At 72.0% G+C, this 13,057-nt stretch carries 9 protein-coding genes; 7 read left to right on the forward strand and 2 right to left on the reverse strand.

Features of this window, described 5'->3' with window-relative positions; translation table 11 throughout:
- Window positions 1–9: 9 nt before the first annotated feature.
- From O1Q96_RS31710 to O1Q96_RS31725, 4 genes are all read left to right on the forward strand, one after another.
- Window positions 10–1,641 carry an ABC-F family ATP-binding cassette domain-containing protein gene (locus tag O1Q96_RS31710; protein WP_269251419.1) on the forward strand — a complete coding sequence of 544 codons (1,632 nt, stop codon included), beginning with the start codon at window positions 10–12 and terminating at the stop codon, window positions 1,639–1,641.
- A gap of 10 nt (window positions 1,642–1,651) precedes the next feature.
- Window positions 1,652–3,994, forward strand: coding sequence for an excinuclease ABC subunit UvrA (locus O1Q96_RS31715; protein ID WP_269251420.1), 2,343 nt, complete (start codon window positions 1,652–1,654; stop codon window positions 3,992–3,994).
- A 122-nt stretch (window positions 3,995–4,116) separates the two neighbouring features.
- A complete protein-coding gene (gene ddaH / locus O1Q96_RS31720; protein WP_269251421.1) occupies window positions 4,117–4,893 on the forward strand; it encodes a dimethylargininase in 777 nt (258 codons plus the stop codon).
- 213 nt (window positions 4,894–5,106) lie between these two features.
- Window positions 5,107–6,087, forward strand: coding sequence for an acyl-ACP desaturase (locus O1Q96_RS31725; protein ID WP_269251422.1), 981 nt, complete (start codon window positions 5,107–5,109; stop codon window positions 6,085–6,087).
- A gap of 45 nt (window positions 6,088–6,132) precedes the next feature.
- Here the strand turns inward: O1Q96_RS31725 and O1Q96_RS31730 are convergent, their stop codons facing one another.
- Window positions 6,133–9,576: a hypothetical protein gene (locus O1Q96_RS31730; RefSeq protein ID WP_269251423.1), complete on the reverse strand. Its 3,444-nt coding sequence runs from the start codon at window positions 9,574–9,576 to the stop codon at window positions 6,133–6,135.
- A gap of 213 nt (window positions 9,577–9,789) precedes the next feature.
- On the opposite strand from O1Q96_RS31730, the gene O1Q96_RS31735 reads away from it, so the two are divergent.
- Both O1Q96_RS31735 and O1Q96_RS31740 read left to right on the forward strand, forming a co-directional pair.
- Window positions 9,790–10,659 (forward strand): IS5 family transposase, encoded by an 870-nt coding sequence (locus tag O1Q96_RS31735; RefSeq protein WP_269246334.1) that lies wholly within the window; start codon window positions 9,790–9,792, stop codon window positions 10,657–10,659.
- 76 nt (window positions 10,660–10,735) lie between these two features.
- Window positions 10,736–11,065 carry a hypothetical protein gene (locus tag O1Q96_RS31740; RefSeq protein WP_269246333.1) on the forward strand — a complete coding sequence of 110 codons (330 nt, stop codon included), beginning with the start codon at window positions 10,736–10,738 and terminating at the stop codon, window positions 11,063–11,065.
- Window positions 11,066–11,073: 8 nt separating this feature from the next.
- On the opposite strand, the gene O1Q96_RS31745 is transcribed toward O1Q96_RS31740, so the two are convergent.
- The gene (locus O1Q96_RS31745) at window positions 11,074–11,358 is read right to left on the reverse strand and encodes a WhiB family transcriptional regulator (protein WP_269251424.1); all 285 of its coding nucleotides are present in this window, start codon (window positions 11,356–11,358) and stop codon (window positions 11,074–11,076) included.
- Window positions 11,359–11,802: 444 nt separating this feature from the next.
- On the opposite strand from O1Q96_RS31745, the gene O1Q96_RS31750 reads away from it, so the two are divergent.
- The gene (locus O1Q96_RS31750) at window positions 11,803–12,594 is read left to right on the forward strand and encodes a VOC family protein (protein WP_269251425.1); all 792 of its coding nucleotides are present in this window, start codon (window positions 11,803–11,805) and stop codon (window positions 12,592–12,594) included.
- Window positions 12,595–13,057: the final 463 nt, after the last annotated feature.

The raw sequence follows: 13,057 nt of genomic DNA on the forward strand, positions 1-13,057 counted from the left end.
GAGGCCTGTATGTCTACTTCCCCCACTTCCATCACCTGCACCTCCCTCTCCTTCGCCTGGCCCGACGGCACTCCCGTCTTCGAGGATCTCCAGGTGGCGTTCGGTCCCGGCAGGACCGGGCTCGTCGGGGTCAACGGCTCAGGGAAGTCGACCCTGTTGAAGCTGATCGCGGGGCAGCTCACCCCGGCCGAGGGCACCGTCCGTGTCGCCGGCGAGGTCGGGCGGCTTCCGCAGAACGTCACCCTCGACACCGGGCTGCGGGTCGACGAGGTGCTGGACATCGCCGCCCAGCGCGCCGCGCTGCACGCCATCGAGGCCGGCGACCCGTCCACGGAGCACTTCGACGTCGTGGGCGACGACTGGGACGTCGAGGAGCGTGCCGTGGCGACGCTCGGTGAACTCGGCCTCGGCCACATCGGGCTGGACCGCACCATCGGCGAGGTCTCGGGCGGCGAGTCGGTCCTGCTGCGCCTGGCGGCGCTGCTGCTGCGCCGGCCGGACGTGCTCCTCCTGGACGAGCCCACCAACAACCTCGACCTGTACGCGCGCCGGCGCCTGTACGCGGCCGTCGAGGCCTGGTCCGGCGTCCTGGTCGTGGTCAGCCACGACCGTGAACTCCTGGACCTGGTCGACCAGATCGCCGACCTGCGCTCCGGTGAGGTCGCCTGGTACGGCGGCAACCTCTCGGCGTACGAGGAGGCGCTCGCCACCGAACAGGACGCTGCCGAGCGCATGGTGCGCGTCGCCGAGTCCGATCTGAAGAAGCAGAAGCGCGAACTGGCCGACGCACAGGTCAAGCTGGCCCGTCGCAAGCGGTACGGCCAGAAGATGTTCGAGCAGAAGCGTGAGCCGAAGATCGTGATGGGTGCGCGCAAACGCTCGGCCCAGGAGTCCGCGGGCAAGCACCGCATCATGCACGAGGAGAAACTCGCCGGTGCCAAGGAGCGGCTCGACGAGGCCGTGGAGGCGGTGCGGGACGACGACGAGATCCGCGTCGACCTGCCGTACACGGCCGTACCCCCCGGCCGTACCGTACTGACCCTCCAGGACCTGCAGCCGGCGTACGGCGCGGGCGTGGCGGGCAACCTCGATCTGCGCGGGCCCGAGCGGGTCGCGCTGATCGGGCGCAACGGATCGGGCAAGACGACCCTGCTGCGAACGATCGCCGGGGAGCTGGCACCGGTCTCCGGGGAAGCACACGCCCATGTGCCCCTGCGTTTCCTGCCCCAGCGGCTCGACGTGCTGGACGACGAGCTGACGGTCGCCGAGAACGTGGCCCGGTTCTCTCCCGGCGCCACCAACAACCGGATCCGGGCGCGACTGGCCCGCTTCCTGTTCCGGGGCGCGCGGGCCGACCAGACGGCGGCGACGCTCTCCGGCGGCGAACGCTTCCGGGCGGCGCTGGCCGCACTGATGCTCGCCGAGCCCGCACCGCAGCTCCTGATGCTCGACGAGCCGACCAACAACCTCGACATGGCGAGCGTGCGGCAGCTCACCACGGCTCTGGAGTCGTACGAGGGGGCGCTGATCGTCGCCAGTCACGACGTGCCGTTCCTGGAGTCGATCGGCATCACGCGCTGGCTGCTGCTGGAAGGAGAACTGAAGGAAATCACGCCGGAAGCTGTCGGGTATCCCGGCTAGCTTCGGCCGTATGAGTCAGTCCACCACCCGCACACGTCCGCCCGTCACCACCTCTGACCAGCCCGTTCCCGGTACTCACTCGTTCATCCACGTCGTCGGGGCCCGTGAGAACAACCTTCGGGATGTGACCCTGCGCATCCCGAAGGGCCGGCTCACCGTCTTCACCGGGGTGTCGGGTTCGGGCAAGTCGTCGGTCGTCTTCGACACGATCGCGGTCGAGTCGCAGCGCCAGCTCAACGAGACGTTCACCTGGTTCGTCCGCAACCGGCTGCCGAAGTACGAGCGGCCGCACGCGGAGGCCATCGAGGACCTCTCGCCCGCGATCGTCGTCGACCAGAAGCCGGTCGGCGGCCACTCCCGGTCGACCGTGGGCACGATGACGGACGTGTACTCGGTGATCCGCGTCCTGTTCTCGCGGCACGGCACCCCGAGCGCGGGCCCGGCCACCGCGTACTCGTTCAACGATCCGACGGGCATGTGCCCCGACTGCGACGGCCTCGGGCGCACCGTCCGGCCCGACTGGGACCGCATCCTGGACCCGGCCCGGTCCCTGGCGGACGGCGCGATCCTCTTCCCGCCGTTCACCGCGGGGACCTGGCAGGGGCAGGGGTACACGAACACCACCGAGCTGGACCCGCACAAGCCGGTGGGCGAGTTCACCGCGGCCGAGCGGGAGTTCCTGCTGCGCGGGCGCTCCGGAAGCAAGGTCACCATCAGTGGTTCGGGCGGTACCTGGAGCACCGACTACGAAGGGCTCGCCGACCGCTTCGAGCGGCTGTATCTCAAGCGGGACGTGTCCGCGCTCAGCCAGAAGACACGGGACCAGGTGCGGGGCTACATGACGGAGGGGCTGTGCCCGGGCTGCCGGGGTGCGCGGCTGAACGGGGCGGCGCTCGCCACCCGGATCGGCAACGGGGCGGCCGGGCGGCCGGGCCTGTCCATCGCGGACTGCACCCGGATGCAGGTCAGCGACCTGATCCCGGTCCTGCGGGACATCGACGACCCGGTCGCCACACCGGTCGCGGCGGCGGCCGTGGCCTCGCTGGAGCGCATCGAGGCGATCGGGCTCGGCTACCTGAGCCTGGACCGGGAGACCTCGACGCTGTCCGGCGGGGAGGGGCAGCGGCTGAAGATGGTGCGGCATCTCGGGTCGAGCCTGACCGGGATGACGTACATCTTCGACGAGCCGAGCGTCGGGCTGCACCCGCGTGACGTCGGGCGGCTCGGGGACCTGCTGCTGCGGCTGCGGGACAAGGGGAACACCGTGCTCGTCGTCGAGCACGACCCCGACGTCATCGCCCTCGCCGACCACGTGGTGGACATGGGGCCCCGGGCGGGGGCCGACGGCGGCCGGGTGGTGTTCGAGGGGACGCCCCGCGAGCTGGCCTCGGCCGACACCCTGACCGGCCGCTGCCTGAACCGCCGCCCGCGGGTGAAGCCGGAGCCGCGGGCCGCCACCGGCGGGCTCCGGGTGAAGGGCGCGGACCTGCACAACCTGCGGAACGTCACGGTGGAGTTCCCGACGGGTGTACTGACCGCGGTGACCGGCGTCGCCGGGTCGGGAAAGAGCACGCTCGTGTCGAAGGAGTTCACGGCCGCGTACCCGGACGCCGTGGTGGTCGACCAGTCGTCCATCGGCATCTCGGCGCGGTCGACGCCGGCCACCTACCTCGGCGTGATGGACACCGTACGGAAGGTCTTCGCGCGGGAGACCGGGGTCGAGCCGGGACTGTTCAGCTTCAACTCCGATGGAGCGTGCGGGACATGCCAGGGCCGCGGGGTCAGCCACACCGATCTCGCGTTCATGGATCCGGTGACGACGACCTGCCCCGACTGCGAGGGGCGGCGCTTCAAGGACGAGGTGCTGCGGCTGACCGTGGGCGGCAACTCCATCGTGGACGTACTGGAGATGACGGCCGATCAGGCGCTCGGCTTCTTCGAGGACGCCGGGGTGCGCCGCAGGCTGCGAGCCCTGCGGGACGTGGGCCTCACCTATCTGACGCTCGGTCAGCCCCTGTCGACGCTCTCCGGCGGGGAACGGCAGCGCATCAAACTCGCGACGCGGCTCCACCGGACCGGGGCGGTGTACGTCCTCGACGAGCCGACGACCGGCCTGCACATGTCGGACGTCGACGGGCTGCTCTCCCTGCTCGACCGGCTGGTCGACGCGGGCAACACCGTCGTGGTCGTCGAACATCACCTCGATGTCGTCGCCCACGCCGACTGGGTCGTCGACCTCGGTCCCGACGGCGGCAGGGACGGCGGCCGGGTCGTCTTCGAGGGGACGCCCGGGCAGCTGCTGGAGGCACGGGGGTCGTTCACGGCGGAGCACCTCCGGCGGTATGTCGGCTAGGGCTGCGGCAAGCGCTTGCGCCCCGCGAGGCCCGGTGGGGGCCGGTGGCCGGGGGGCTGTTGTGACTCCGGTGCGGGTTGCATGATGTGCGGGACGCACCCTGCCGAGACGGAGACCCGCACGTGCCCAGCCAGAAGGCCCTCATCCGCCGCCCCGGCCCCCGCCTGGCCGAAGGTCTCGTCACGCACATCGAACGGACGGCGGTCGACGTCGAGCTGGCGGCCGAGCAGTGGGAGGCGTACGCGCAGGCGCTGCGGACGCACGGCTGGGAGACGGTCGAGGTGGAGCCCGCGGACGACTGCCCGGACTCCGTGTTCGTGGAGGACGCGGTGGTCGTCTTCCGCAACGTGGCGCTGATCGGCCGCCCGGGCGCGGAGTCCCGGCGCGGCGAGACCGCCGGGGTCGAGGAGGCGGTGGCCCGGCTCGGCTGCTCGGTGAACTGGGTGTGGGAGCCGGGCACGCTCGACGGCGGCGACGTCCTGAAGGTCGGCGACACGATCTACGTGGGTCTCGGCGGACGGACCAACGCCGCCGGGGTCCAGCAGCTGCGGGCCGCGTTCGAGCCGCTCGGGGCCCGTGTCGTCGCCGTACCGGTGAGCAAGGTGCTGCACCTGAAGTCGGCCGTCACCGCTCTGCCGGACGGCACGGTCGTCGGGCACGAGCCGCTGGTGGACACGCCGTCACTGTTCCCGCGCTTCCTGGCGGTGCCGGAGGAGGCCGGATCGCACGTCGTCCTGCTCGGCGGCGGGAAGCTCCTGATGGCGGCGAGCGCTCCCAAGACCGCGGAACTGTTCGCCGGCCTCGGCCACGAGCCGGTGCTCGTCGACATCAGCGAGTTCGAGAAGATCGAGGGCTGTGTGACATGCCTCTCGGTCCGGCTGCGGGAGCTCTACGCGTGAGCACCGGGCGGGGTGCTCCGACGGCCCCGGGACCTGGGGTTCCGCCGGACGGATACCCTCCGCATGCGAACAGGAATGATCTTCGGGGAGATCGTCGCTGATCAGGGCTCTTTACGGCGCGCTTAACCTACGGCATCGTAACCTACGGATACGTAGCCTACGATGCCGTAGGTTGTGTGAACGCTCAGTACTGACGTCCCCTCTGGAGTCCCCGTGACGATCACTTCTCCCCATCTCAACAGCCCGTCCTCCGACTGGACCGACGCACGGCTGCTGTTCGCGCTGGAAGAAGTGGTGGAGACCGAACTCAACCGTCACCTGAAGGTCGCCAAGGACTGGATGCCGCACGAGTACGTGCCCTGGTCCGACGCCCGTAACTTCCCCGGCGTCTTCGAGGACGGCGAGGCCTGGGACAAGGAGCAGTCCAAGGTCACCGAGCTCGGCCGCATCGCGCTGGTCGTGAACCTCCTCACCGAGGACAACCTGCCCAGCTACCACCACGAAATCGCTTCCCTCTTCGGCCGCGACGGCGCCTGGGGCACCTGGGTGCACCGCTGGACCGCGGAAGAGGGCCGCCACGGCATCGTGATGCGCGACTACCTGCTCGCGTCGCGGGCCGTGGACCCGGACCAGCTCGAAGCGTTCCGTATGCAGCACATGAGCGAGGGCTTCGAGTCGGACAACCGCCACTCGATGCTCCACTCGGTCGCGTACGTCGCCTTCCAGGAGCTCGCGACCCGCGTCTCGCACCGCAACACCGGCCACCAGTCGGGCGACCCCGTCTGTGACCGGATGCTGGCGCGCATCGCCACCGACGAGAACCTGCACATGGTCTTCTACCGCAACCTGCTCAAGGCCGCGTTCGAGCTCGCCCCCGACCTGACCATGCAGGCCGTGCGGGACGTCATCGTCCAGTTCCGGATGCCCGGACACGGCATGCCCGGCTTCGAGCGCGCCGCCGCGCAGATGGCGATCGGCGAGGTCTACAACATGCGGATCCACCACGACGACGTGCTGATGCCGGTGCTCCGCCACCTCAGGGTCCTGCAGATCGACGGCCTGGGCCCCGAGGGCCTCAAGGCGCAGGAGGAGCTCGGCCTCTACATGGGCGGCCTGGACGCCGAGGCCTCGAAGTTCGACGAGAAGCTCGCGGCCCGCAAGGCCCGCATGGCGGCCCGCGCCGCCTCCGCGTGATGTGCGGCCCCGGCTCCGGCGTGCACGCCTGAACCGGGGCACGTCTCACTCGTACGCCGTCACCTGGGCCAGCGCCGCGTCGCGGACGTCGGCCATCGGGTGGCGGCGCAGTGCGTTCAGCTGCACACGCCACGGCGACCCCCAGTCCGTCCGGGCACCGAGCGCCCCCGTGAGGGCCACGGCGAGCAGCCCCTCGCCGTGACCTCCGTGCGCGGTGAGCCGGCGGGCGGCGCCCAGCAGGGTCTTGGGGTCGCCCTCGTGCGGCCCGCGGAGCAGCCGGCCGGCCAGTTCCGAGGCGGTCCTGGCCGCGAGGGCCGGTCGCCCGTCCGTCAGCGCGGCCAGTCGTGCGAGGGCCGTTTCCAGTGCCTCCGCGTCCGCTTCCAGGTCGAGGTGGGCCGCCGTGACCGCGGCAGCCTGCGGTACGAAGCCGTCGTACCGCGCCAGCAGCTCGGCGGCCGCGAGGGCCGCGGCTCGTACGGGCCCGGCGGCCGTCACGGCCTGGTCCGCCAGGCCTACGACGAGGTGGTCGACCCGTTGCCGGGCGGGCCGGTCCCGACGGGACTCGGCATCGACCAGCGCGGCGTCGGCGTCGGCGCCGCAGCGAAGAGGGCCGCCCTCCGCTCCCCCGCCCTCGTACGCGTGGTCCGCGCCCTCGGCCCGCGCCGCGGCCGTCTCGGCCTCCGCCAGTGCGTACAGGGCCTCCCGCACTCCTCCGGCTCCTCTGTCCGAGCCGGTCGCCGCGACCACGAGACCGTGGGCCGCGGCCCGCCAGCTCGCGCGGTTCGACAGGTCCGCCGTGGCCAGGGCGAGGACGGTGGGCGCGTCGCCGGACCAGGGCGCCCAGCGGGCCAGGGCGGCAAAGGCGAGGGCGGCCGTCGGCGGGTCGTCGGTCACGGAGACGTCCCGTACGAGCCGGGCATAACGCTCACGACGGCGTTCCGGCAGGTCGAGGGGCTGGACGCGCAGCACGGCGGCCCGGAGAACGGGTTCGGCCCCGGCGGCGTCGGGCAGGAGTGCCCACACCGGTTCCTCGGTGAGCAGAGGTCCCGCGGAGGCGACGCACGCTGCCCGGACGTCGAGGTGCGCGCCCGGCCGTCGGTACACCTCGGCGAGGAGGCGTGCGGCCACCGTGGCCGGGAGCCGGGCCGCGACCAGGCGGACGGCCTCCTTGCGGCTGGTCACCTTGGCGTCGGGGGCGGACAGCACCTCGCGCAGCTTTGCCGCCAGGTGTGACGGCGCCACGTGCCGGGACGCCCGCGAGGCCGCGTGGACGGCGACTCGCGCCCGGTCGTCACCGGCGTGCGCGAGCAGTTCGGGGAGCGCGTCACCGGGCCGGTCGGTGTGGGCGAGCGCGCCGAGCGCGGCCTCCGCGAGCACGGTGTTACGCGAACCGGTCCAGCGCCGGACGAGTGCGGCGCCCCGGCCGGGCACGCGCGCGGCCTGCTCGATGGCGGCCGCCCGGGCGTACGCCGGCAGTCCGGCGTCGGCGGCCGACTCGGCCGACCGCCGGGCGACGGCGTCCTGCTGACGCGGCAGCCAGCGGTGCACGTCACCGCTCACGGGCACGGTCCACGGGCTGCCCCTCGTGAGGAAGCGCCCGTACGGCGGGGTGTCCGCGAGGAGGACGTCGAGAAGGTCGGTGCGGCGGCGGGTGACCACGGCCAGGACGGGCCACAGGGCGCCCGCGGACGGTTCGAGCGCGAGGACGCGCGCGACCCGCTCGTCCCGGGTGCGAGGCGGGTCCAGCCACAGCTCAACGGCCTTGCGTACGGTCGCGTCGTTGCCGAACCGGACGGCCTGCCACAGCAGTTCCTGCAGGTCGGTCATCGCGGCGGCGCGCCGTCCCACGGCCCGGGCCAGCGCGAAGGCGAGGCTGTAGTCGGCCTTCTCGGCCCCGGCCTCGATCCACGGCCGCAGCGCCTCGTACACCTGGTGCTCCTGCCCCCGGCGCAGGGTCCCGTCGAGGCGGCCCAGGTCGGCGCCGCCGGTGTTGCCGGAGATCCGTACGAGCGTGCGCAGCGCCCAGTTGACCAACTCCCTCGATCCGCCCGCGGCATGCTGCCGGAGCACGGACACGGCGAGTTCGCTGAGGTGGTGCCGGGTTCCCGGCGAGGAGTCACGGGCGTCGACGGCGTCGGCGACGATCCCGTCGAGGTGCGGTGCGGCGTCCTCGGTGAACAGGGCGGGCGGGATACGGGACAAGGCCCGCAGGGCCGGCCCGCGCACCGGGTCCTGCTCGTTGCGGAGCCGGGCGGACTCCGCCAGTACGGAGGTGACGGCCCCGGGGTCGCCGGAGCGGGCGGCGTTGCCGATGAGCAACGGCCAGGCCAGGGACCGCTCTTCGGCGGCAGTGCGGCGGGTCGCCTCGACGAGGCGCTCGCGCACCTGGGCGACGGGCAGGTAGGACTCGGCGAGCAGGACGGTGTCCCAGGCCGCGCCGCGTTCGCGTGCCGCGGCGGCCATCCGTCGCGCCTCCTCGGCGACGCGACTGCGCGGCAGGGCGTCAAGGACGACGGCGTCGACCGTGGCGTCCCGCGGGCCCCGGCCGGCCATCGCGTCGAGGTAGAAGGCGTGGCGCCGGGCCGGGGGCAGTGCCGTGAGAAGGGCGGCGAGATCGCCCGAAGCGGCCAGTTCCCTGCCGAGCTCGGTGAGTTCCGCGGTCCGGGACCGTGCCAGTGCGCGCAGCAGTGGACGATTGCGCACGGCGCCGGACGAGAGGCCGTCGCCCGCCAGGAGAAGCCGGAGCACCCGTTCCGGAGCGACGGCCGCGAACGCCCCCAGCCGGTCGTGGAGTTCGGGCGGGAGCCGGGCGGCGGTGAAACGCTCGACGAGCTCCAGCGCACGCAACGGCTCGCTCGGCACGGTGACCGTCACGGCCCGCCCGAACCGCTCCCACCAGGTATCACGCAGCGACGGGGGCAGTGCGGCCAACTCGCCTTCCACCACGTCCAGCAGGGTTCCGGCGTGCCGTGCGCCGAGCGACGTCCATCCCCGCACGGCGTGGAAGAGCGAGGGCAGCAAGCGGGCCACCGTGCCGGGCGAGCATCCCGGCAGCAGCCGCGCCGCCTCCTCGTCACCCCACTCGTCCCGCAGCGGGTCGACGAGCCGGTCCGCCAGCGCGGTGCGCCGCCCGGCCACCACGGCACGCAGCAGATCCCGGCGTACCGTCTCGGGGGCGTCTGCGAGCGCCGACTCGTAGGCGGAGTCGGGCACGTGGAGGCAGTCGGCCACGCGCAGCGCGTGTCCGCGCACGAACGAGTCCGGATCGGCGATCCGTACCCCGATCCACTCGGCGTCCCGACAGATCGCCGCCGCGACGACCGCGAGCCCCCGCCCATGGTGTCCGCGCGCTTCGAGCTCCTCCAGGAGCGGGCGCGGCTCGTCCAACTCCCGCACCCTGGAAGCGAGTTCACGCATTCGCAGCGGATACGGCAGCGGATCGAGGGCGTTCAGCAGACTCTCGGCCTGTTGCCGCGGTGCGAGGACCATGCGCTGGATTGTGCCCGCCGAGGCAGCCACGCGCGCTGGATTTCCCGATGCGACCGACCCGGTGCACGGCCTCTAGGTCCTGTCGTCACCTTCCCGTCTGCCGGGCGACGCCTGGCCCGCCCTTCGGGCGGACGACGGCAAGGTGACGACAGGGCCTAGGCCGTGTTTTAGAACGGGGTTTGTTGCCGCGCCTGATGCCGTGATGATCTCGGTGTGGGACGTGGGGATCTCTCGGATGAGCAGTGGGCAGTGCTGGAACCGCTGTTGCCCGTCGCGCAGGTCGGCAGGCCGTCAGCATGCCGGCGGAGGCTGATCGATGGGATCCGCTGGCGGGTACGGACTGGTGCCCCATGGCGGGACCTGCCGGGTCAGTACGGGCCGTGGCAGACGGTCTACGGGCTGTTCCGTCGCTGGCAACGCACCGGTGTCTGGGCAGCAGTACTGAGCGGGCTGCAGGCCAGGGCCGATGCCGGCGGGCTGATCACGTGGGAGGTGAATGTCGACTCCACGGTCTGCCGGGCTCACCAGCACGCGGCCGGCGCCCGCCGGGACGGGAAGACTCAGAAGGAGCCGCCCGGCGGGATCGTCGCCGAGCCGGACGATCACGCACTCGGCCGGTCTCGAGGCGGTCTGACCACCAAGATTCATCTGGCGTGCGAACAAGGCCAACGGCCCTTGTCGTTGCTGGTCACGGCAGGGCAGCGGGGTGACAGCCCGCAGTTCGTGGCCGTACTGGAAGGCATCCGTGTGCCCCGGCTCGGCGCGGGGCGACCGCGCAGACGGCCGCTGCGGGTCCGTGGTGACAAGGCGTACTCATCGCGCGCCAACCGCGCCTACTTACGCCGACGCGGGATCCGGGCCACCATCCCGGAACCGGCCGATCAGGCCGGCCATCGCAGACGCCGCGGCAGCAACGGCGGGCGACCGCCGGCCTTCGACCGCGAGGACTACAAGGCCCGGCACGCGGTCGAGTGCGGCATCAACCGGCTCAAGCGCAATCGGGCGGTGGCCACCCGGTTCGACAAGCTCGCCGTCCGCTTCGAGGCCACCGTCCACATCGCCGCCATCAACGAATGGCTGTGACTTGGCGCTTCCGCACCGCATGCCATCCTGGCGGCGGCAACCCGCAGCACGTCGGCACAAGGGAGACAGCGGACCAATGGCGGCTGAGTACTACTGCGCCGACAGCGAGAACGGCCATCACATCGACGACCCGTCCGAGGACGCCCTGTTCGACCTCATCAGCGAACTGAACGACGCGGACAACACGTTCGTCGTCATCCAGCCCGACCAGGACGACCCCGCCTGGTTCGCCTCCGTGGCCGTCCTCGACGAAGGCGGCTACGAGACCGTCCGCCGCGACACCGCCCGCCGCGAACACGAGGTCACCACTGACACCAGCATCGGCCGGATCGCAGGCGACCTCATCATTTGGCTGGCCGCCCGCGACTTCCCCGGACAGCCAACTCGGCAGACCAGCCCGTTCTAAAACACGGCCTAGTGCTCTACGCGTCGCAGCCCCAGCCGCTCCTTCTCGGACAGGCCGCCCCAGACGCCGAAGCGTTCGTCGTGGGCGAGCGCGTACTCGAGGCACGCGGAGCGCATCTCGCACATTCCGCAGATCCGCTTCGCCTCACGCACGGAGCTGCCCGGCTCGGGAAAGAAGAAGTCGGATCCGGTCTGTGCGCACAGTGCCTGCTCCTGCCAGGAGAGGTCGGGCGCGATGACGGTGTCGTTGTGCATGCCGGCGATCGTGCCGGGCGCCGAAAAACGTTCGATCAACGCCGGCTCAACGGCCGCCCGACGCCTTCCTGGACGACGGGGCCGGCCCTCGATCCAGAGCGCGAAGCGCGGGCCCGGGGCCCGCACCGCGGAACCTCACGATGCCCCGGGCGACAAGCGGGCGCACGGCGGCGCGCGGCTCGACCGCAGCGGATTCCCGAAGCCGCCCGCCTCCGGCACGGACAACGGCCCGGCCCGTCCCCGGCACCGAGACCGGCAGTCCTGATACAGCCACCGACGACCCGGCGGCGGATTTCGTGCAGCTCCCGCTTGCCGCATGCGACGCGCCCGCCCCGCTTGGAGCCCTTCTTCCCGGCAGGACGTTCCATCACGGTGAGTGACCGCTGGCCGCGCCGGGACCACACCGGCGCTCCGGCAGCGGTTGTCAGTGGGCGGTGCGAGACTCGGCAGTGCAGGCAACGGGACCCCTCAAGGGAGGGCAACATGCTCACCACCCGCTTCGTCACCGGCGCCCCTAACTGGGTCGACCTCGGCACCCGCGACATCGACGGCGCCGCATCCTTCTACCACGCTCTCTTCGGCTGGGACTTCCGGTCGGCGGGACCGGATTCCGGCGGTTACGGCTTCTTCCAGCTGGCCGGAAAGACCGTGGCGGGCGGCATGCAGACCACCCCGGAGCAGGGCCCGCCGTCATGGGGCGTCTTCTTCCGGAGCCCGGACTCCGACGCGACGGCCAAGGCGGCCGAGCAGGCCGGGGGCAGCGTCCTGCTGCCGCCCGACGACGTCATGGACAAGGGCCGTATGACGATCCTCGCCGACAGGGCGGGCGTCTCCTTCGGCATCTGGCAGCCGGGCACGCTCCAGGGCATCGACGTGGCCGGCGCCCCGGGCTCCCTGTGCTGGGTCGAGCTCTACACACCGGACATCGCGGCGGCGGCCGCGTTCTACAACTCCGTGCTGGGCCTGGAGACCTCGGCCGTCTCGTTCCCCGGCGGCACCTATACGTGCATCAACCCGTCCGAGGGCGGCGAGGACGCCATGTTCGGCGGTGTCGTCCCGCTGGCCGACGATCCGACGGAGCAGGGGGCGGAGCCCTACTGGCTGCCGCACTTCGAGGCCACGGACACGGACGCGGTGGCCGCGAAGGCCCAGGAACTGGGCGGTACGGTCCGCATGCCCGCCACATCCGTGAGTGGCGTCGGGCGGGTGGCGAAGCTCGCCGACCCGTACGGGGCACGTTTCGCGGTGATCAAGAGCGATCCGGCGCAGGGCTGACGGTCGCCGAGGCCGGTCGAGGGCCCCGTCCCGGTCGACCGAGGACCGTCTTGGTCGCCCCGCGCCGCGCCGCGCCGACGTCCGACGTGATCGGCTGAGGGCCGTTTCATCGCGGTGGACGGATGGGTCGACCTGGCCTGCCCCGTTTCCCCTGGTCGGCTGACAACCGTCGGCCGACGCACATCCACCGAGGCCGACCGACAGGCAGAGCGGTTCGGGGCCGGGCCTCGGTTCCGGGCGGGTCTCGGTTCCGGGCGCGGTCCGGCTCCAGTGGCGGATCCCCGCCGTCGAGACTCCGCCCCCGCGCCGGCGACCCCCGGCCCGACGAGCGCGGACCGAACCGAAGCCACCCGCACGTCCGTGGCCGACCACCTGCCCGATCCATCGTCAACTTCTGAACACACGAATATTTTGAGAGCGCTCCCAGTCATAACCCTTGACGCTTCAACTCCCCCTGGGGACA

The sequence above is a fragment of the Streptomyces aurantiacus genome (genome assembly GCF_027107535.1).
Taxonomy (GTDB): domain Bacteria; phylum Actinomycetota; class Actinomycetes; order Streptomycetales; family Streptomycetaceae; genus Streptomyces.

What these genes read in the sequence shown, in the direction of transcription:
- O1Q96_RS31710 (WP_269251419.1), top strand. Translation starts at nt 10, where the DNA reads ATGTCTACTTCCCCCACTTCCATCACCTGCACCTCCCTCTCCTTCGCC.
- O1Q96_RS31715 (WP_269251420.1), top strand. Translation starts at nt 1,652, where the DNA reads ATGAGTCAGTCCACCACCCGCACACGTCCGCCCGTCACCACCTCTGAC.
- O1Q96_RS31730 (WP_269251423.1), bottom strand. Translation starts at nt 9,576, where the DNA reads ATGGTCCTCGCACCGCGGCAACAGGCCGAGAGTCTGCTGAACGCCCTC.
- O1Q96_RS31740 (WP_269246333.1), top strand. Translation starts at nt 10,736, where the DNA reads ATGGCGGCTGAGTACTACTGCGCCGACAGCGAGAACGGCCATCACATC.
- O1Q96_RS31750 (WP_269251425.1), top strand. Translation starts at nt 11,803, where the DNA reads ATGCTCACCACCCGCTTCGTCACCGGCGCCCCTAACTGGGTCGACCTC.